Annotated in this window: 18 protein-coding genes; 8 read left to right on the top strand and 10 right to left on the bottom strand. The window is 48.8% G+C overall.

All coding sequences use genetic code 11. From position 1 onward, the window contains the following. Positions 1-23: 23 nt before the first annotated feature. The 5 genes from I8J30_RS15595 to I8J30_RS15615 are packed head-to-tail and all read right to left on the bottom strand — an operon-like array spanning position 24 to position 3,574. The gene (locus I8J30_RS15595) at positions 24-428 is read right to left on the bottom strand and encodes a DUF350 domain-containing protein (RefSeq protein ID WP_091216989.1); all 405 of its coding nucleotides are present in this window, start codon (positions 426-428) and stop codon (positions 24-26) included. After that, a complete protein-coding gene (locus tag I8J30_RS15600) occupies positions 421-1,761 on the bottom strand; it encodes a glutathionylspermidine synthase family protein (RefSeq protein WP_338044871.1) in 1,341 nt (446 codons plus the stop codon). The genes I8J30_RS15595 and I8J30_RS15600 overlap by 8 nt, the downstream gene beginning before the upstream one ends. A gap of 5 nt (positions 1,762-1,766) precedes the next feature. Next, positions 1,767-2,072, bottom strand: coding sequence for a hypothetical protein (locus I8J30_RS15605; protein ID WP_210659169.1), 306 nt, complete (start codon positions 2,070-2,072; stop codon positions 1,767-1,769). Further along, entirely contained in the window at positions 2,073-2,549 is a 477-nt protein-coding gene (locus I8J30_RS15610) for a hypothetical protein (RefSeq protein ID WP_210659171.1), read from the bottom strand. After that, positions 2,549-3,574, bottom strand: a complete 1,026-nt coding sequence (locus I8J30_RS15615; RefSeq protein ID WP_210659173.1) for a potassium channel family protein — start codon at positions 3,572-3,574, stop codon at positions 2,549-2,551. The genes I8J30_RS15610 and I8J30_RS15615 overlap by 1 nt, the downstream gene beginning before the upstream one ends. 374 nt (positions 3,575-3,948) lie before the next feature. Here I8J30_RS15615 and pyrH point away from each other — a divergent pair, with 374 nt between their 5' ends. After that, the gene (gene pyrH / locus I8J30_RS15620; protein WP_210659175.1) at positions 3,949-4,686 is read left to right on the top strand and encodes a UMP kinase; all 738 of its coding nucleotides are present in this window, start codon (positions 3,949-3,951) and stop codon (positions 4,684-4,686) included. A gap of 90 nt (positions 4,687-4,776) precedes the next feature. On the opposite strand, the gene I8J30_RS33720 is transcribed toward pyrH, so the two are convergent. The 4 genes from I8J30_RS33720 to I8J30_RS15635 form a co-directional block, all read right to left on the bottom strand. After that, on the bottom strand, positions 4,777-4,899 hold the full coding sequence (locus I8J30_RS33720; RefSeq protein ID WP_256208255.1) for a hypothetical protein: 123 nt from the start codon (positions 4,897-4,899) through the stop codon (positions 4,777-4,779). An 87-nt stretch (positions 4,900-4,986) separates the two neighbouring features. After that, entirely contained in the window at positions 4,987-6,450 is a 1,464-nt protein-coding gene (locus tag I8J30_RS15625; protein ID WP_210659177.1) for a DHA2 family efflux MFS transporter permease subunit, read from the bottom strand. Positions 6,451-6,568: 118 nt separating this feature from the next. Beyond that, complete coding sequence (locus tag I8J30_RS15630; RefSeq protein ID WP_210659179.1) at positions 6,569-7,183, bottom strand: thymidine kinase; 615 nt, start codon at positions 7,181-7,183, stop codon at positions 6,569-6,571. Positions 7,184-7,328: 145 nt separating this feature from the next. Then, a complete protein-coding gene (locus tag I8J30_RS15635) occupies positions 7,329-7,616 on the bottom strand; it encodes a hypothetical protein (RefSeq protein ID WP_210659181.1) in 288 nt (95 codons plus the stop codon). Between the two features lie 180 nt (positions 7,617-7,796). Between I8J30_RS15635 and I8J30_RS15640 the strand changes: the two genes are divergently transcribed. The 5 genes from I8J30_RS15640 (at position 7,797) to I8J30_RS15660 (ending at position 14,559) form a co-directional block, all read left to right on the top strand. Beyond that, a complete protein-coding gene (locus I8J30_RS15640; protein ID WP_210659183.1) occupies positions 7,797-8,888 on the top strand; it encodes a threonine aldolase family protein in 1,092 nt (363 codons plus the stop codon). Positions 8,889-9,029: 141 nt separating this feature from the next. Then, positions 9,030-10,598, top strand: a complete 1,569-nt coding sequence (locus I8J30_RS15645; RefSeq protein ID WP_210659185.1) for a spore germination protein — start codon at positions 9,030-9,032, stop codon at positions 10,596-10,598. After that, positions 10,595-11,707, top strand: coding sequence for a GerAB/ArcD/ProY family transporter (locus I8J30_RS15650; protein WP_210659187.1), 1,113 nt, complete (start codon positions 10,595-10,597; stop codon positions 11,705-11,707). Before I8J30_RS15645 ends, I8J30_RS15650 begins: the two co-directional genes overlap by 4 nt. Next, on the top strand, positions 11,704-12,828 hold the full coding sequence (locus I8J30_RS15655; protein WP_210659189.1) for a Ger(x)C family spore germination protein: 1,125 nt from the start codon (positions 11,704-11,706) through the stop codon (positions 12,826-12,828). The genes I8J30_RS15650 and I8J30_RS15655 overlap by 4 nt, the downstream gene beginning before the upstream one ends. A 174-nt stretch (positions 12,829-13,002) precedes the next feature. Further along, the gene (locus I8J30_RS15660; RefSeq protein WP_091216964.1) at positions 13,003-14,559 is read left to right on the top strand and encodes an ABC-F family ATP-binding cassette domain-containing protein; all 1,557 of its coding nucleotides are present in this window, start codon (positions 13,003-13,005) and stop codon (positions 14,557-14,559) included. 62 nt (positions 14,560-14,621) lie between these two features. Here I8J30_RS15660 and I8J30_RS15665 read toward each other — a convergent pair whose 3' ends face one another. Continuing rightward, complete coding sequence (locus tag I8J30_RS15665) at positions 14,622-16,463, bottom strand: ABC transporter substrate-binding protein (protein ID WP_210659191.1); 1,842 nt, start codon at positions 16,461-16,463, stop codon at positions 14,622-14,624. A 138-nt stretch (positions 16,464-16,601) separates the two neighbouring features. On the opposite strand from I8J30_RS15665, the gene I8J30_RS15670 reads away from it, so the two are divergent. Beyond that, a complete protein-coding gene (locus I8J30_RS15670; protein WP_210659193.1) occupies positions 16,602-18,146 on the top strand; it encodes a DUF4153 domain-containing protein in 1,545 nt (514 codons plus the stop codon). 780 nt (positions 18,147-18,926) lie between these two features. After that, a complete protein-coding gene (locus I8J30_RS15675; RefSeq protein WP_210659194.1) occupies positions 18,927-19,970 on the top strand; it encodes a multicopper oxidase domain-containing protein in 1,044 nt (347 codons plus the stop codon). Positions 19,971-19,978 lie beyond the last annotated feature (8 nt).

Genomic DNA, 19,978 nt, shown 5'->3' on the forward strand with positions numbered 1-19,978 from the left:
GAGCACTCGTGCCGCTTTTGTCATTACATCAGGAATGTACCGATTACGATCGACGATCCCAGAATTATAGCGCGGAGCAATTGGGCAACCGATTTGTTGCCTTTGGCGATCTCTTCGCAAACGTTAAGTTTCGGCGTAAGGAAATCAAATAGGACATAGACGAGACAGAGTAGGAGGATGCCAATTCCCGACCAGATGAGCATTGCCTCCCAATCATGGGAGCTGTACGATACCATTGCAACTATAATGCCTAGTCCGAGCAGCTTGCTGCCCATGTAAATGCCTGCAGCCTCATTGCCTTTTCTAATTTCCTCCCAATCATTGAACCGGGTCAGCTTGCTAAATACGAATGAACCAACCAGCAGTGCCGCGAGCAAAATAAGAATTCCAATTCCTACATTCAACAGATCATTTCCAAAGTTATTCACGCCTTGATCCTCCTTGGGTTGTGTATGTAATTGCTGCCGGGCAATAGTAAGCCATATCGCCGGTGATTTTACCGCCTATTCGCGGAAGTAGGCCGGCGTAGCATCCGCCGATGACATAGGCTCCGGTGAGCAGATAACCATCGAATGAACCTTCTTCCGTCTCAACATGGGCTTCTTGCATAGGGAACATGTGCTGATAGATCTTAGGCTGGTTGTCGTAGTAATCTTGAACCTCGAGGACATCCGCTTCCTCATGACCCCATTCCGCTTGTTTGAATTGACCTTCGCCATCGTAGAGAGAGGTACCTTTGCCTTCTCGTCCCCAATATCCTTTGGCTACATAAGGTGTACCGGCTTGCACGAACGGAGCTGCTTCATAATAAGTAGGGAGCAGGTAACGGTCGATATCCGCGATGTCGGTTCCATCGAAGAGGGTGAACCCGACAAACTCCTCGGTTTGATCTCTGCGCGCGTAGAGCGACCAAATAAGCGCCATAAACCCTTTGCTCTGTGTAATGATGCTCTGAGCCGGATTGATCAGCCCGAGCTTGCCTTCTACAACAAGTTGAATCAGCGCTTCGCCAATCGGCATGTTGCCTTGTTCTTCATCTGTATCATGAATTAAATATTCAAGTGGATACAGGCGGTATAACACCGCAATGCGCTGTCCGCCGGCATAAAGTCCGTCACCCGGAACGATTTCAAGTTCTTCGAGGGGGACATAAAGGGTCTCGTAACCCAGCTCATTGACTGCCTGCATTAAATACTCGGTATTCGTACGATCCTCGAGATGCCAGCCATAACTGGAAAATACAATCGGACCTGAAAGACCTTGTTCGGCATAATGACGAATCAATTGGCCGAAGGCGCTCTGAATCTCCTTGCGCATGCCGATTGAAGCTGCTGTAAACGAGGTATAAGTATGAATGAGATGTTCCGCCAAGTAAGCTGTTTCGGGAATGCCCGTTGGCGTATCCGTGTTATTTTCGATACATTTCATGCCGTGTTCATTAATGATCCAATCTTGCCGGGAAACGCCATGACACGGAACTTGCATGCGTGCTGCCGATAAAAGAGCGGGATGAAGTCCTAATTGCTGAACGAGAAACTCGTCGGGCAAATATTGTTGGGCGAAACGCAGTACTTTCCGGTAAATGCGGTCTACGGATTCGGAAGCGGCTTGAATTGCGCCGGCTTCTTCGGGTTGGAACAGCGTTATGGCCGGAAGACAGTACTGTTTGCCATTCATCCGATGATAGGGGATACGCTGGGCAATCTCGCCGCTGAAGATCTCATCATGGTCCCCGTCAAGCTGCACAATCCGGTTCATCATGCCTTTTAACCTCCGCTGCTATGGCTGCCGCTGCTGCCAAACCCCTTGAAGGAGCCGGAGCCGCTGCCAGAGCCCTTGACAACGCCGGAGCTGCTGCTTGAACCATCCGAGTTGTAAGTCGGGTTCTTGGTCGTTGAACCGCCGCTAGAGTAATAGGTGCCGCCTGAACTGCCGTAATAACCATCATCACAATCCTCGTAGTTCGGGTCGCAGTTATAGCTGGAGCCAGTGTTGCATCCGCTAAGTGCGACAGGCACGGCAAGTAATAGCGCGAATTTCAACAGTTTGGTAGGCGTTATTTCGTCTTTCATCTAAACATGAGCCTCCTTCATATACAATACGACTTTATTGCGGTCATCATCGAGCACGGAATATAAGGACTCGAAGGTGCGATTCTGCTTCACCAAATAATGATCGAGGAGCAGCCTGGCGATATCTTGCGATCCCGTCGTTCGGACGAGTTGCTCGCCTAAATCGAAATTTCGTCCGTTCCAATAGAGAAACTCGGTTTCCAGAAACACGGATCGGTCACAACGCTCCAGCAGCGCCGGCTTAACTTCCGCTCCATAGCCGTCCAGATCGCCGGCTTGGAACGAAGCCGCATAGATATGATGGACGCCGGTATCTTCGGATTCATGCGAGCTGTGGTGGAGCAGCCTATTCTGGATGACCGTTGCATTAACAAGCTTACGGACGAATAGTTCATCCGTATCAAGCGAATATTGTTTGAGCGTCCGTACTACCCGCTGCGTGGATTCATCCCATTCTTGATAACAGATCGTATGCATTAAGCGCGCACTCCCTTGGTAATAGTCTGATAGACATCGACATCACAGACGACGAAGAGCTTGGCGTTCGCTGGAATTGGAGCGTTCAGCTTCGTGTTGATGGACATATCTCCGCGATCTGAGATCAATGTCGCGCCTTGCCTTAAGAGAGAGAGGAAGGCATCCTCATACGTCTTCCACTCCGGTGCGACGGGTATAGGGAACACATCGGCACCATGCTGACGACTCAGCAGCTGGGTGAAGATTTCCACGCTGCCATCGTTCAGTGCGGATCGAACCGCTAGTCTGGCAACGGCATCGTGAGAGAGTACAAATTCATTCACTTTGACATGTTTGAAATTGTGGATATGCTTCTCAAGCATGATCTCAACCGTCGTATGTACCTGAGGAGCGATACTTTCAATGCTGGAGGCTATCAGCAGTGATTTGCCGTCGACCAGCGAAGATTCATCGATGCGATAGTCAGCGAAGATGATGGCTGCTTTGGCGCTGGCAATGCCGGCTCTCTCCAGAATGTCGCTGGAGCTAGGATCGCCGCTGACAAAGTGAACATTGTGATGCTCGTAGGGATGTTGATCGATGGCATCAATAATCACGATATGAGTGGCGGGAGAGATAGTTAACAGCTCATCAACCGCATATCTGGCTTTCTTGCTCCAATTAATAAAAATGACGTGCTGTTTACCGGAATAGGTCAACTTGCCAGCTCTCCTTTGTCGATGATATTGTGAGACCGAATCGATAATTTTGCCGATTATCAAGCTCAGCAAACCGATGCCAAACACATAAATAAAGAGGGTAAGCACCTTGCCTGCGAACGTATGCGCGAAATAATCGCCGTACCCGACGGTTGCCATCGTGGTCATCACCCAGTAGAGGGCATTGAACCAGGATTCGAAAGTCTCAGGCTCCAGCCAGTAGGCTAACGTTGAGAGGATCAGCAGGAAGGCAACGAAGAGAATGGCAATAGCTGAGTTCTTAAGCCTTAGCAGCTTTAACGACAGGGTGTGCAGAAACAGTGGCATGCAGGGGATCCTCCTTCTCCGGTCAGGCGCCGCAGGGCACTGTTAACCCGCGAAGCCCTTTCCAATAGTACACTATTTCAGTTCATACGAGAACCATATCCATAGGTGTCAATTTTTTGAAAAATGAACAGAACGATACAGTTCGAAAGTCGGTTATTTATATCGGACATGAGCATAAATGTTTATTGTTTATTAAGGTTGGTTTCCTATATAATCAAGCTTAGTAAAGGAAGGGAGGCGACGCTTCATGCTGATCAGACAACAACCAGGTCCGGTAGAACGCATTGCGTCGACAGCCTTTCCAATTTCATATGTGATCCGCAAACACTAAGGCATTTGCTTTAGTGTTTTATTTTTGTCCAAGGAGGATTGAAATGAGCACATACAAGAGGGTACTGATCAAGTTAAGCGGCGGAGCCGTTGCGGGAAGCAGCGAGTTTGGGTTTGATCCGGGCAGGCTGGAGCATATCGCGGGTGAGATATTGTCGGTGGTGAGCAAAGGCGTAGAGGTATCCTTGGTTATTGGCGGAGGCAACATCTTCAGAGGCAATATGGCGGAGAGCTGGGGCATTGAGCGCGCGGAAGCCGATAACATCGGCACGCTTGCAACGGTAGTGAACAGCTTAATGCTAAGAGGCGTGTTGAAGGCAAAATGCAGCAACGAAGTGCGCGTGATGACGGCCATTCCGCTCACCTCCGTCGCAGAGCCTTATATTCGGCTGCGAGCGATTCATCATTTGGAGAAAGGGTATATCGTCATCTTCGCCGGCGGCAATGGCCAGCCCTATGTGACAACAGACTATCCCTCCGTGCAACGCGCTATTGAGGTGAATTGCGATGCTTTATTTGTAGCGAAGCAAGGGGTGGACGGTGTATATGAAGCAGATCCGAAGAAGCATAGGGAGGCAAGGAAATTCCAATCGCTTCACTATAACGATGTGGTCAAGAATGACTTGCGGGTAATGGATCAGTCCGCGTTTCTGCTCGCGCGCGACTACAAGCTCCCGATTCATGTATTCAATTTCGATGAGCCGGGCTCCATGGCAGCGATATGCGATGGTGAATCGATCGGTACAGTCATTAATGGCGAATCCGTCATGACCTTCGCTTAATCCAGATGAGGCGCTAACCCGGTCACAATAAAAGGCTGTCTCAGAAGTGCGAAATCGCACGATCGAGACAGCCTTCTCTTATTCAATGACTCAGCAGCTGTTACCTTGAGACTTGTTGTCGCTCTCTTCCGAGAGCTTCTCTCCGTATTGATCCAGACGTCCCGGATGGGAGGCCGGACCTTTTTTCTTCGGTTTGCTGTTTCGACCTGTCATGGTAATGCTCACCTCCGTCATCCATAAGATGAGCGGAGAGTGCTGAAATCATTCATCTAGGGGCAATTTACGGTTGGACGGCGATGATTAGCCCATATCTACCGCATGCGCCGGAGCTTGAACCCCGTTTGCTTGAGGCCGTTTCAAGGTGACGGCGAGCAGCAGACCGAAGATAGCCAGCCCGGCAAGCGCCAAGTACGTATCGTGGAAGCCGTGTGCCATCGCATCGGGCATCGGTTTCTCCCCTTCAGCAACATGATGCGTTGTCCGGCTGACGATTAATGTCGTTAATCCTGCGACCGCAAACGATGTAACGACTTGCTGTGCGGCGCTCGTAAGCGACGTAACCCTGCTGACCAAATGACTTGGCGCAGATTGAATGAGATGCGTATTCAGAGCCAGGAAGGACAAGCCCATTCCCATTCCGAGCATGGCGCGGGGAAGAAGGAACATGACCGCACTGTCGGACGGATCGATGCGCGAGATGAGGAATGCGCCAACCGCAACAATCGACAAGCCGGTGACAACCAGCGGACGTGCGCCGATTTTGTCATATAAGCGGCCTCCGATAGGCATAAACAGACCTGCGGCAATCGCTTGCGGCAGTGTCCACATGCCGGCATGGAACGCGCTCATGCCCATAAGCTCTTGCATGAAGTATGGTACGGTGAAGATAATCCCGAACATTACAAATTGCAGGACCCACTGGACGATAATGCCTCGTGTGAACAACGGGGAGCGGAATACACGAAGCTCCAGGAGCGGTTCTTTCTTACGTTTCAATTCAACGATGATAAAGAGAATGAGCGATACCGAACCAACGACGAGACCGATGATTGTCTTGTCGGACGTCCAGCTTGTTGAACCTTCGCTAAGTCCATAAGACAAGCCGGCAAAAGCAAGCGGTCCGAGCAGAATGCCCAACATATCAAGGGAGGTGAACGCTTTTTTCGGCAGCTTCGGCAGCAAGGTTACACATAGGATGACGCCCAGTATGCCGATCGGAACGTTGATGAAGAAAATCCATTCCCAAGCGACATAATCGACTAAATAGCCTGACACGATAGGGCCGAGTGCAGGTGCCAGCAGAATCGGCATTCCCATAAGTCCCATGATGGAGCCGGCTTTCTCAGGAGGACTGAGCTGGTACGTCATCGCGAATGCGATCGGAAGCACCATACCGCCGCCGAGTCCTTGCAGAACGCGGAACATAATCAGCTGCTCTGCCGTCGTGGCCAGTGCGCACAACACCGAACCGACTGTAAACAGAATGAGGGAAATGATGAAGATTTGTTTCGAGCCGAACCGATCTGTCATCCAGCCGGCGAGCGGAATGACGGCTGCTTGAGCCAGCGCATAACCGGTAACGGTCCACTGCACGGTGCTCAGCGTGCTGTCGAAATCTTTCACAAGAACAGGGATGGCTACATTGACAGCGGTACTGTCAAGGATAACCATGAAGATGCCGACAATAATGGCGAGCAAAGGGCCAACCAGTTGTCGCATGGAGGTAAACGGGATAACAGGTGATTCTTTACGTGCAGCGCTCATGGCAGCCTCCTTGAATACTTTTCTAACCTACTTTACCACTTTACTTTCCTCTTATTGGGTTGTCAAAAAGGGGCTGAAAATAACAAAAGAGAGGCTAAAATCGCCTCTCCGCGTCTTCTTATTCGGTTTCGGGCTCCGGCTCAACCTCGCGGAAAGCTTGATTGTAGCAGCGCCTGCAAACCGGTTTATAATCTTCATTGCCGCCGATTTGGATTTGTTCACCCGCGTTAACCGGCTGTCCATCTCGGAAGCGGATAACCATCGTAGCTTTGCGATCGCAGAACCAGCAGATCGTCTTGATCTCTTCGATCTTATCGGCTTGCACCAGCAGGTTATAACTGCCTTCAAACAACTGATTCTGGAAGTCGTTCTTCAGTCCGAACGCCATAACCGGGATGTTCAGTTCATCGACGACTTGCGTGAGCTCTAGGATATGATGTTTCTTCAGAAATTGAGCTTCATCGATGAGTACACAGTAGATTTTGTTAGGACCGGTTGAAGTAGATAAATGCGATTTGACGCTTTCATACAGGTTCGTATGTTCGTCGACCGGAATGGCAGCCCGCTCGAAGCCGACTCGCGAGCCGACCAGCTCTGCACCGTCTCTCGCACTGAAAGAAGGGGAATAGATGAGGACCTGTTTGCCTTGTTCCTCGTAATTGTGGGCTACTTTAATAATTTCAAATGATTTCCCACTATTCATCGTGCCGTATTTGTAATAGAGCTGTGCCATCTGAATCTCTCCTAAGCAATATCTTCCTTTACTTATTTAACATATTTAATTGAAAGTGACAAGCCTGTTTTACAAACGAAACAGGCTGCCGGGCGGTGCCGGCAGCCTGCAAGAAATGCGGGCAATGGAGCTACTGCTGTAGCAATTACATTTTTCCTTTTAGGTCCATGAGATACTTGAATACAACTCCGAATGCACCGACGTAGTAAGCGGTCAACATCATCCAGCCCCAGTGATCGAGAGACTGCATGTTCGCAAACATGAATAACGGTAATACATAGTAAACCATGTCTTTGAGATACCCGAGTACAAAATCAGTGGAAAATGTGCCTGACTTCATCATTTTGAACATATCCATTAAGAAGTTCAGGCCCATGAATCCAAGTACTGCCCACATCGAGTAGAGCATCCAGTCTGTGAGTGCAAATGTCATTAGAATCACCTCCCCTAAAGAAAGAAGAGTTCTTGCATACGTTATCATATGAGGCATGGACGATATGCGTACTGGGGCAACGCTCATTTTTGGGGCGAGCAATGTTCGGAAAGCTTGAAGTGTTACCGCCCAAACGAGTACAATATGACGACAGCAATTGAAGGAGATGGATAAAACCGCATGACGGCATTATTAGAGGCTTTTAACCAAACTACCTACCCGGTCACCGGACACAGCAAGTATACGGTGCAGATTTTACTCGAAGCATTTCGCGATATGGACGGCAGCGTGGAAAGCGACGTATACGGCAATGGGAAGCTGATCGAGGACTTTCAACGGAAGATGGCCGACTTTCTGGGCAAAGAATCCGCCGTATTCTTCCCGAGCGGAACGATGGCTCAGCAAATTGCGCTGCGCATTTGGAGCGATGAGCTAGGAAATAAGAAGGTCGCCTATCACCCGCTTTGCCATCTGGAAATTCACGAGAAGGATGGGCTGAAAGAGCTGCACCATCTGGAGCCGATTCTGCTTGCGGACAAAGAACGACTGATTACACTGGACGATGTGGTGAACATGAAAGAGAACATCTTTTGTTTGCTTCTGGAGCTGCCGCAGCGCGAGATCGGCGGTCAGCTGCCTTCCTTTGCAGAGTTGGAAGCCATTGCGTCTCATTGTCGCGAACGAGGGATCAAGCTGCATTTGGACGGGGCCAGACTGTTTGAAATCTTGCCGTATTACGGGAAGTCGGCCGCGGAAGTATGCGCTTTGTTCGATAGCGTGTACGTATCGTTCTACAAAGGAATCGGCGGTATAGCAGGGGCGATCTTAGCCGGCGGAGAGGCTTTTACCGAGCAATCCAAGATTTGGAAGAGACGCCATGGCGGCGATCTGATCAGCCTGTATCCGTATATCGTTAGCAGCGATTATTATTTCGAGCAGCGAGTAGGGAAGATGGGGCATTATCATGAGTCCGCGGTTGAGCTGGCAAAGCTCTATAACGAATGCGCAGGGCTGAAGACGAACCCGGAATTCCCGGTGTCGAATATGTTCCACGTTCACGCAGCGATCCCGAAAGACAAATTAGAACCGATTTTCTTGGCGCTCTACAAGGAAACCGGAATTGGTCTCACCCGATATATTAATGTCGTTAATGATTCATTAAGCGCATACGAGGTTAGTCTTGGCGACCGTTTTGACAAGATTCCCAAGGCACAACTCAAAGAAGCGTTTGATTTGCTGAAGCAAAAATTGCAAGCTATCGTCGCCGAATAGACATCAACATAATAAAGAAGAAGACAGGCTGTCCTAATGGATGGCCTGTCTTCTTCTGCGTTCATCCTGCGGAATATTTGCTAACAGCTAATGGCAAAATATGAAATACGATCAAGTCAGAAGCGAATGCTGAGGTGAGCCATGGAATTCTTCCTTCGATTATTTAAATTTCTAAATCGCCGCCAAATTCAGTCCTTAAAGTCGATGAAAGAGGATCACACCCCTGCACGCGGTCAATTGCAAAGAAGCTTAAAGGGAAATGTCGATTCGATCACCGCGATTTTCAGCAAAGCACCGGATCTTGTCATTCGGTCATTTTATTATAAGCAGACGGAAAGTCAGGCCGTTCTTGTTTATTTGTCAGGTTTGGCAGACAAGAATTCCATCAACAATAATGTGCTGAACCAGCTGATGTTCGAGTCCGTTGATATTAGCAGAGGCATTGAAGGCAAAGGCGTACTACCCGTTACGCTTGGCGATATTCGCACGCTAACCACCCTACAGCATGTTGAGGATGCGGTTCTGCAAGGTCAAAGCGTCTTTATCATGGATGGCCAGCTGCAAGCATACGCCTTTGATACGCAGGGATGGCCACAACGCGCTATTACCGATTCCCAAATTGAAGCTTCCCTTAAAGGGGCTCACCAAGGGTTCATTGAGACTGCGGGATTAAACATTGCGCTGATCCGCCGGTATATCAGCAGCAGAGAACTAAAGATAAAAGAACTGAACATCGGCTCCAGAGTCCCCTGCACGGTGTCGATACTCTATCTGGAGGATGTTACCCATCCGGATTTGATTCAGGAGATGGAGCGAAGATTAACATCATTAGATGTGGATTGCATTCTGAACACTGGAGAATTGGCGGAGTATATCGAAGATAATCCATTCTCGCTGCTACCGCAGTTTATTACGACTGAGCGGCCGGATACCGCTGCTTCGCAAATTCTCCAGGGGCGCATCTGTGTTGTCGTCGATCGCTCATCAAGTGTATTAATTGCTCCCGCGAGCATCGCTGCATTCTTTCAAGGCATTGATGATTACAGTATACGCTGGCCGATTGCCACGTTTCTGCGTCTATTGCGATTCTTTGCTTGTATCATTGCAGCCTTCCTGCCGGGTATTTATATTGCCTGCATTTCGTTTAATCATGAAGTGATACCGCTTGACTTGATTCTATCCATCGGTCAATTTAGAGCAGCAGTACCGTTTCCACCTGTTATCGAGGCGTTTATGATGGAAATTATGCTTGAGATGCTTCGGGAAGCCGGTGTTCGTCTGCCCGCACCGGTTGGCCAAACGGTAGGCATTGTAGGCGGTATCGTTATCGGACAAGCAGCCGTACAAGCTGGGATCGTAAGTAATCTGATGGTAGTCGTCGTTTCGTCGACCGCTGTTGCTTCGTTTATATTACCCAATTACGATATGGCAGCATCGATCAGGCTCATCCGATTTCCCGTAATGCTCATTGCATCGATGTTCGGGATGATCGGCATCATCGCAGCATTTATGGTGCTCGTCGCACATTTGATCACCTTAAAATCACTTGGCGAACCGTACACTGCGCCTATTGCGCCTATGCGTCTCGGGGATTGGAAGGATATGTTTATTCGGCTTCCCTTATGGAATATGCTGAAGCGTCCGAGGAGCGTGCGATCACTGCAGAAGAACAGAATGGGGATAAACCGCCTTGAAGGTGATGAGGAATGACGGGATTGAGCTTGAAACCTAACGAAGCAAACTCCATAACGCTGCTGCAGTTTATTCTGATTATCCACAGCATGCAGCTCGGCGTAGGTGTCATATCGATGCCGAGGGACCTTGCGCTGACAGGAGGAACAGATGGCTGGATGGCACTATTGATCGGGTATGCTGCGTCGATCATTGCCAGCATCTTGATCGTTCAGATTATGAAGAAATACCCGAATGGGACGATCATCGAACTGATCACGCACTATTTTGGCAGATTTGTCGGATATGTAATGACACTCATATTTGGCGTATACATGTGTTTGTTTGCTTACCTTATCCTTGATCGCATGGTGCTGCTCATTCGCAGCTGGATCATGCAGCAGTCGCAGGATTATGTACTGATGATTCTCTTTGTTGTCCCTGCCTATATGATCGTAAAAGGCGGCATTCGTACAATAGGCAGATACGCAGAAATTGTGGTCATTTGTTCCTTGTGGATGCCACTTGTCTTATTAAGTCTGTTAAACGATGCTCATTGGCTTTACCTGCTTCCTGTTCTTAAAGAAGGGTGGATACCGGTGCTGCGGACTGTGAATACGACGATCATTTCTTTCATGGGATTTGAGGCAACGTTCTTTATCTATCCGCATCTGGAAAATAAGAAGAAAGCCATCCTTGGTGTCGTGATCGCGAACACGTTAACCTTATTTGTTTATTTGTACGTGACGATCCTATGCTTTGTTGTTTACAGCCCAGATGAAATTCAATTCTTTAACGATTCAATGCTTACCGTTGTTAAGGTCATCGAATACCGCTTTCTGGAACGATTCGATATCGTGATGTTGACTTGTTACTTACTCGTGATATCCAAAACCTGGATACCAGCGCTTTATATGGCGGTGTACTGCTCCAAACGGTTGTTTCATAGCGGAAAGATAGGCAAGCATCTTGTCATACTGCTTACCGGGATGGTAGTGGTTACCTACATATGGGAACCGGGCTGGAATGCCAGTACGAAGGCGATGCATTATTTCAGTAATTTCGGGATCATCATGGTTTATCTCTTCCCATTAGGTTTGTGGGCTGTTCTATCCGTCATGACAAGCTTTCCAAGGTGGCAAAAATGAGCCGTTTCTATCGCATCACATTATTGTTCCTTATGTTGACAGTCCTCTTAACGAGCTGCAAAGATCGCGTTGATCTTGAGAACATTACGCTTGTGCTCATGATGGGCTTCGATTTGGACGAGGATAACAACCTGGTGATCTTCTCCTCTTCTCCCGTCTTCAGCAAGGAAGCGAAGAAGAAGAATGAGACGACGAAAGTAAAAGCGATCACTGGCCGTCAAGCTAGAGGAGAGCTGGAAGCCCGCGTGTCTGCGCTCGTCAGCAATGGGAAGCTTCAAAATATCCTGATCGGCAAAAAGGTGCTACAGCACGAAGGATGGATGAATCTGCTTGATGTTTTTTTTCGTGATTCTAAATCCAGAATCAATGCAAGATTGATCGCAGTTGATGGACCTGTGGAAGAGGTTATGTTTTTTACGCCAGAGGACAAACGCAGGCTCCCTCTCCATATTGCGAAGCTTGTCGATACCGCGCACATGCGCAATCTCGTTGAATTGACGACTCTCTTTGATTATATTCGGCTTGTCTTTGATAAAGGGGTTACACCTTTTGTCACGGAACTGCACAAAACGCCAAGAGAGGTAGTCGTAACCGGAACAGCCCTGCTTGACGATAAAGGGATATATCGAGGCTCGCTCGATCTAATGGAGAACGAACTGCTGCAAGTTTTACAGCATGAGAAGCTGGCGGATTTAACGCTGACCGTTATTTTGCCTGATGTAAAGCATAAGAAGTCGATTTTCGAGACAAGAGCAATAAGCTTTTATATTACGAATGTAATGCGGAAAGTAAAGGTTTCTTACACCGACAATCAATTTCGCTTCGACATCCGATTAAAGCTGCCTATTCATTTGACAGAACAGATGTTTCGGCTTAGTGCGGAGAAGAATTCGCCAGAACTAGAAGCCATGATTAATAAGCAGCTTGAGCTGGAAATGAACAAGTTGGTGAAGAAAATACAAAAAAACAAATTGGATCCGATTGGACTTGGGCTGTATGCTCGGGCATTTCAATATAATTCTTGGAAAAAGGTTGAGAATGACTGGGGAGGCGCATTCGCGAAAGCGGAGGTCAACATTCATGTTGATACGACTATTAAAGATCATGGAGAGATCGAATAGAAGTGAAGATGCCCAAGCGGGAAGGCTGTAATTGCGGCTAATACTTGCTTGGGCGTTTGTTCCTGGGCTATCCGGCGGTTAATGGCTAAAGAATCATAAGCGAAATGATTGAGTTGTGAGGCGTCTAACGCTATAATATAACGAGAAAAAAGTCTAACAGAAAAGGTGTCATTCATGAGTATATTAAACGTAGAACGACTGAGCCATGGTTTCGGTGACCGTGCGATCTTCAACGATGTATCTTTCCGCTTGCTTAAGGGAGAGCATATCGGACTTATCGGCGCGAACGGCGAAGGTAAATCCACTTTCATGAACATTATTACCGGCAAACTGCAGCCCGATGACGGGAAAGTCGAATGGTCCAAGCGGATGCGCGTTGGCTATCTCGACCAGCATGCCGTACTGAACAAAGGCATGACGATCCGTGACGTTCTGAAGGGCGCTTTCCAATACTTGTTCGACATGGAACAAGAGATGAACGACATGTACGGAAGAATGGGCGATGTTACGCCTGAAGAGCTGGACCAAATGCTTGAAGATGTCGGAACGATTCAAGATACGCTCACCAATCAGGATTTTTACATGATCGACGCCAAGATTGAAGAAACGGCACGCGGACTTGGTCTGACGGATATCGGTCTGGACAAAGATGTAAACGACCTAAGCGGCGGACAGCGTACGAAAGTGCTGCTTGCGAAGTTGCTGCTGGAGAAGCCGGATATTCTCCTGCTGGATGAGCCTACGAACTATCTTGACGAACAGCACATTGAGTGGCTGAAGCGTTATCTGCAAGAGTACGAGAATGCCTTCATCCTGATCTCGCATGATATTCCATTCTTGAACAGCGTAATCAACTTGATCTATCACATGGAAAATCAAGAGCTGAATCGTTACGTCGGCGACTACTCGCATTTCCAGCAAGTGCATGAGATGAAGAAACAACAGCTTGAATCCGCGTTCAAACGTCAACAGCAAGAAATCGCGGACTTGAAGGATTTCGTTGCGCGCAATAAAGCAAGTGTAGCTACGCGTAATATGGCAATGTCCAGACAGAAGAAGCTGGATAAGATGGATGTTATCGAGCTGGCGAAGGAAAAACCGAAGCCGCAATTTAACTTCAAGGATGCCAGAGCTTCAAGCAAGCTGATCTTCGAAGCGAAGGATCTCGTCATTGGATACGACACGCCGTTATCCAGACCGCTTGATCTGCTTATGGAACGCGGTCAGAAGATTGCGCTGGTCGGGGCAAACGGCATCGGTAAGACTACGCTGCTGCGGAGTATTCTAGGCGAAATCACGCCAATCTCCGGTACGGTGCAACGTGGTGAAATCCTGTCGATCGGGTACTTCGAGCAAGAAGCGAAAGACGCGAATTACAATACGTGTATCGATGAAATATGGAACGAGTTCCCTTCCTTGAATCAATTCGAGGTGCGTGCCGCACTGGCGAAATGCGGATTGACTACGAAACATATCGAAAGCAAAATCGCGGTATTAAGCGGCGGCGAGAAGGCGAAAGTTCGTCTGTGCAAGCTGATCAACCGCGAGACGAACCTGCTCGTGCTCGATGAGCCTACGAACCACTTGGACGTAGACGCGAAGGATGAGCTCAAACGTGCGCTCAAAGCTTATAAAGGCAGCATTCTGCTGATTTCCCATGAACCTGATTTCTACCGTGATGTTGTGACCGATACTTGGAACTGTGAATCGTGGACGACGAAGGTATTTTAATTGAGCTGAAACAAGTAAAAGGCCGCTCCAAACAGTCATTGGCTGCTTGGAGCGGCTTTATATTATTCCGGCAGATTAGTAAACCAGAGGTCGCGAAAATGTACCCATCCGAGCGATTCCAGCGATATTCCGCGGATTGAAGGATGGAAGGCGGTTTTGAGATGCTTGCGATACAGGTACATGAGGCTGTGAGCAGCTGTCAGCAGCTGCTCGATCTGACGGAATCGATCTGCTCTGCGCTTTGCATCGGACTCGGACAATAAGTCGGTCAGCAGATGCTCCAGAATCACTTGCGTTTCCGGCCGCATATGCAGCTGCATGCTCTTGAACAAATCAATGAGACGCAGCTCGCGATGCTCGTCCAGCATGATCGCAAACAGCAGCAAATCCGCATGCAAACGTTCTTCGCCTTTGAATTGTTCAGCGGGAATGAACTTGATCACTAGCGTAATGCCTGCTAACTCGCAAACCTGCTGCACGATTATCGCATCGGCTTCATATTGCGGTATGGTCGCAAGAATGATCGGTTCTCCCTTGTAGCCTGCATCTGCGAGGCGTTGCTTAGCGTCAGAAGGAGTTGCTGCGCATGGATACCCGCTCCCGCTCGTAGAAGGCTGAGGCCAGAAACTGTCGGCAGGCTCGATAACGTCCCCGGAGAGCCGTTCTATGATTTCCGCGCGATTAAGCAGCATGTCGAACGTTTCGCGCATAACGGCATCTGTAAGAGGGCCTTCACGCAGTTCGTTCACGGTCAGAAACTTGCAAGTCGCACCGGATTGGCGAACCTGCTGCCATTGCTCCGTTGCCGTTTCGGATAATCGGACGTTATGCATGACTTGGAAGGCCGGCTGCTCTGCTTGTCCGTCCAGCTGTTGCTGCAGCGGCTGAGTCCATACCTCAACGCGGTCCAGAAAGCCCCGTCCTTGAAAGTAAGCAGGGAAGGCCTCCAGCACCATGACCCCATGCTCCCGATCTATAAGGCGAAACGGGCCTGTACCGATCGGTTGCAGCCCAAGCTCCGTGTATGAGAACCGATCGGAAACGTTATGGACCGCTTTCGACGATGACGAAGCTTCCGGAGCCGGAACAATGGATGCTCGATTCGTAGCCAAGAAGGGGAGAAAAGCTTCATTTCTCTGCTCGAGTACAAATCGTACGGTGCGGTCATCCAACATTTCGATGGAAACGATGCCCCTGTAAACCCAGTTATACAAGCCCCGCGGGGCTAGAGCCTTCAGGCGCTCGAAAGTGAATACGACATCGGCTGCGACCATCTCTCGTCCGTGATGAAAGAGGACCCCTTTGCGGAGATAAAAGGTCCATAAGGTGCGCGTCTTGTCGATATCCCATGTATGCGCAAGATGCGGAAGAATGGTCTCGCCTGAAGGATTTATGCGTACAAGCCCGTCGAAGAGCTGATTGACCAGATGTGCTTCTCCGGAGTAATGGATGGAGGCGGGGTCCAGGGAATGAATGGATTGCGGAAGCGGAAATCGCAGGATGTCCAAGCGACGCTCACCCAATACTTCGGAATGAAAGCCGAACCGTTTCGAGAGCCACTCTTGAAACTGTGCTCGCAGCCCCCATGAGCCCTCGCTGTCCATCGCTTGCAAATAGGAGATTGCCACCTGCAAGTCCTGCTTCTGGGCAATTTCTTGCGCTTCCCGCAGCACGATTTCTTCTTTCCTCGCCTGAAATTTCAGGACTGAGCGGTTCCCGCGCCCGCGTCTCGGTTCCCAGCTTAACCAGCCTTCACGCTGCATGCGCTGCAGCAGGAGGACCATATTGCGATGCGTACAATCCAGCGCTGCGGCCAATTCCTGCGTCGTTACTTCATAAGGTTCTTGCTCCTGCAGCTGTGGCAGAGCGCTTCGAAGCGCGATGTAATGCTGCCTCATTTTCATCGTGAGATCGTCTCCCGACCTAAAATATGAAATTTATTTATCAAATCTTACACTTTTTCTTCTTATTTTATAGGCTACAATAAATAGGAGAAATGTACAATCGTTGCTAATGCATTAAACATGTCGGGAGTGAGCCCTTTGAGAGATCCAGCACCATGGCAAAGAAGATATGAGAAGATGGCGCTTTGCTCATTAGCATTTGGGGTGTTCAGTCAATACTTATTCGTTGGAAATAGCTTGGGGATATCAGTAGCGCTGTTTACCAGTGTATTCTATGGCTTGTTCTTCTACGCCATTAAAGGGAGAATCGGCGGATTCGATCAATGGCGCGGACAATCCAAATCAGGCTGGCTGCTGTGTTTGCCGGTCGCGCTTCTGTCGCTCAGCTATATGCTCTTTAACAATGAGCTGTTTCGTATGCTCAATATTGTTGTATTGCCGGCACTTGTCGCGGCCCAAACGGTATTGCTTTCACGAAGCAGTACGAAGCCTTGGTTTCGGACTGCATTCTATCAAGACGTGCTTTATTTAAGTCTTATCAAGCCGTTTTCTTACTTCACCGTTCCATTTGGTCTCCTCGCGAATCGTGTTTCTCCTCAGCAAAATAGCGGGGGAAATCCGGGAAGCGGTAAGGTTCGCCGGATATTGCTCGGTCTCCTTCTCGCGTCACCGCTTCTGATTGTCGTGATCTTGCTGCTCGCTTCGGCGGATCGTATCTTTATGGATTTATTAAACCGATTACCAGAGGTGTTCGGCGATTACTCGATTCGCACCTTATTTACCAGAACGGTGCTGGCCGTGTTCATTTCAGTCTTTACGTTCAGCTACTTATGGACGCTGCTCTTCCGCAGAACCGACGACCAGTGGAGGGATGGCAGTGACGCAGGCTCCGCCGGCGCTCTTACAGCCGCAGGATCTGCTGCTGCGAGACAGCAATCACCGCTTTCGCTCGATGCGCTTACAGCCGGAACGCTGCTCATCAGCTTCAACATAGTTTATATTGTATTCGCTGCGATTCAATTCTCGTATTTATTCGGGGCTGCGAATGGATTGCTTCCGGATGGTGTTGCTTATGCCGAGTACGCGAGGCAGGGTTTCGCTCAGCTGGTCGTTGTTGCCCTCATTAACCTCGTCTTGCTGCTCAGCGGCCTTCATTTCATTCGCAGAGAGGGGACAGTCGCCGAATGGGTACGTAAGCTCTCTCTTAGCATGCTCGTCGGTTGTACGGTCGTTATGCTGGTATCTGCGTATAGCAGGCTGTCGCTCTACGAATCAGCTTACGGTTATACGCAAACAAGAATACTCGTTCAAGGCTTTATGCTGTTTCTGGGTCTCATTCTCATCGTTTCCTTCATGCGGATCTGGATTGAGCATTTCTCGTTGGCGAAGGCTTACATAGGACTTGCCGTTACTGCTTATATCATCATTAACTATGTGAACGTAGATGCGATTATCGCCAAGCAGAACATGATTCGTTACCAGGATACAGGAAAGGTCGATATGCAGTATCTGGGATCGCTCTCGACGGATGCTTTTCCTACTCTAATAAAGCTGCAGAAAGAAGAACCAGCGCTTGCTGAAGCCATTGAGAATGTGAAGAAAAGCATGCTCGATGAGGCTCGTCAGCGTGGTGGTTGGCCGGCTTGGAATATGTCAGTGGCGAGAGTGTTGAATGAGAAATAGTTAGATTATTAATGCGGTTAATTGTATTATTAATGGCATGAAATATTTGGGTTGACAGGGAGAAGTCCGCGAATCTGAACACACCCCAATTGTTAGATGGTGTCTAACTTTTTGGGGTCAGTTCAATCGCGGGCTTTTTTATTTTGTTTGCGTAGCCCGGGTGTTGAATATTAGCGGGCAACATTTCGAACTAGGAAGGCTGAAGACGATATGTGGCGGCGGGATGGGGTGGGTTCGAAGTATTATCAGGCTGTAATCTCTAACGAATCGTACAGGTCTTATTTGCAATGAAAATGAGCTGAAAAAATTATAACGAATCGTAGCGGCCTTATTTGATGTGTTTTACGTATTTTGGAGCTGATTATCCCAATATAAGACCTCTACGATTCGTTAGTTGCTCGAAGAGCCGAAATTCTGCCCAATAAGACCTCTACGATTCGTTAGAATTAAGAATACTACCCCGACCGACCCGAAATCCGGATCGAGAAGCTTCTTTGGATCGTTGATGGCTTGTGATAGGAAATGGCAGAGCAGAATTTCGGCATGTGGCATTCGTATTGAAAGGACGCGAACGGTGTGCATCTGTCACAACGTCGGGTTCATTTTATTTTGCAGTGAAGAAATTTATGGTTTACAAACGCAGTGGTTCAGCATATATTTAAGTCATTCGAGTTTTGCTCTGGGGAAACATTTTGTCCCTTGTCCACATAAATATTTTTTTGGTTATTTTTTTGCACTCGGAAAACTTAATTTACTTTACGCAAAATAGGAGGTGGCATCATGGCATTTAATCTCAAACGTCCTGTTTCCAGGCGCGATGTGCTGAAATGGGGAGCTGCAGGTGTCCTAGGTGCTTTCAGCGGAGGCTTATTCAGCCCGGGCTCATTACTGGGAAAGCCGGTCAAGGCGATGACCAAACATGAGGTGCACTCGGCATTAAAGCAGCATAAACATCAGACGATGGCGCATGGATATGATCCGGGCAAAGATCAGACCTACGGTCTGCAAGCCGCAATCAAATCGTTGACAGAGTTCGATTACGGGAAAGTGAGTACCCGTGCGGACGGCAAGACGGTACGCGAATACACCATGGTGGCTTCGGATTCGAACGTCGAAATTGCAAAAGGCATCACGTTTCCGGGTTGGACCTATAACGGGACCATTCCCGGACCTACGATCCGCTGCACGGAAGGAGATATCGTTCGAGTGAAGTTCTGGAACGGCTCCTCGCACCCGCATTCGATTCATTTTCACGGCGTACATCCAACCCGAATGGACGGCATCGAACCGGTTCCGACAGGAACGGAATTTATCTATGAATTCGAAGCCAAACCCGCCGGCATGCATGTGTACCATTGTCATATTCCGCCTTTATCCAAACACATTCACAAGGGCCTGTACGGGAATTTCATCGTGGATCCGAAGGTGCCGAGGAAGAAGGCTCGTGAACTTAATATGGTGATGAATGGCTTCGATCTGGACTTAGACGGAGAGAATGAAATCTACACCGTTAATGGTTACGCATTCGCATTCCAAGCTTGGCCGATTCCGGTGAAAGCCGGTGAGCTCGTCCGCGTTTACTTAAGCAATTTAACTGAATTTGATCTCATTAACTCCTTCCATCTTCATGCGAACTTCTTTAACTACTACGAGGTTGGCGCGGACCCGGATGCCAGACCCGTCATGACCGACACCATCATGCAGTGTCAGGGACAGCGCGGAATTCTGGAGATTGTATTCCCGGAACCCGGTCAATACATGTTCCATGCCCATCAAAGTGAATTTGCCGAGCTTGGCTGGATGGGATTCTTCGATGTCAAATAGGAGGGAGG

Origin of the sequence: Paenibacillus lignilyticus (assembly GCF_017942085.1) — a bacterium.
In the GTDB taxonomy this organism is placed as follows: domain Bacteria; phylum Bacillota; class Bacilli; order Paenibacillales; family Paenibacillaceae; genus Paenibacillus_Z; species Paenibacillus_Z lignilyticus.

Bases quoted from the DNA above. Each gene is read 5' to 3' on its own strand.
- I8J30_RS15600 (WP_338044871.1), bottom strand. From the start codon at position 1,761: ATGATGAACCGGATTGTGCAGCTTGACGGGGACCATGATGAGATCTTC.
- I8J30_RS15605 (WP_210659169.1), bottom strand. From the start codon at position 2,072: ATGAAAGACGAAATAACGCCTACCAAACTGTTGAAATTCGCGCTATTA.
- I8J30_RS15610 (WP_210659171.1), bottom strand. From the start codon at position 2,549: ATGCATACGATCTGTTATCAAGAATGGGATGAATCCACGCAGCGGGTA.
- I8J30_RS15615 (WP_210659173.1), bottom strand. From the start codon at position 3,574: ATGCCACTGTTTCTGCACACCCTGTCGTTAAAGCTGCTAAGGCTTAAG.
- pyrH (WP_210659175.1), top strand. From the start codon at position 3,949: ATGAGCACATACAAGAGGGTACTGATCAAGTTAAGCGGCGGAGCCGTT.
- I8J30_RS33720 (WP_256208255.1), bottom strand. From the start codon at position 4,899: ATGACAGGTCGAAACAGCAAACCGAAGAAAAAAGGTCCGGCCTCCCAT.
- I8J30_RS15625 (WP_210659177.1), bottom strand. From the start codon at position 6,450: ATGAGCGCTGCACGTAAAGAATCACCTGTTATCCCGTTTACCTCCATG.
- I8J30_RS15630 (WP_210659179.1), bottom strand. From the start codon at position 7,183: ATGGCACAGCTCTATTACAAATACGGCACGATGAATAGTGGGAAATCA.
- I8J30_RS15635 (WP_210659181.1), bottom strand. From the start codon at position 7,616: ATGACATTTGCACTCACAGACTGGATGCTCTACTCGATGTGGGCAGTA.
- I8J30_RS15640 (WP_210659183.1), top strand. From the start codon at position 7,797: ATGACGGCATTATTAGAGGCTTTTAACCAAACTACCTACCCGGTCACC.
- I8J30_RS15645 (WP_210659185.1), top strand. From the start codon at position 9,030: ATGGAATTCTTCCTTCGATTATTTAAATTTCTAAATCGCCGCCAAATT.
- I8J30_RS15650 (WP_210659187.1), top strand. From the start codon at position 10,595: ATGACGGGATTGAGCTTGAAACCTAACGAAGCAAACTCCATAACGCTG.
- I8J30_RS15655 (WP_210659189.1), top strand. From the start codon at position 11,704: ATGAGCCGTTTCTATCGCATCACATTATTGTTCCTTATGTTGACAGTC.
- I8J30_RS15660 (WP_091216964.1), top strand. From the start codon at position 13,003: ATGAGTATATTAAACGTAGAACGACTGAGCCATGGTTTCGGTGACCGT.
- I8J30_RS15665 (WP_210659191.1), bottom strand. From the start codon at position 16,463: ATGAAAATGAGGCAGCATTACATCGCGCTTCGAAGCGCTCTGCCACAG.
- I8J30_RS15675 (WP_210659194.1), top strand. From the start codon at position 18,927: ATGGCATTTAATCTCAAACGTCCTGTTTCCAGGCGCGATGTGCTGAAA.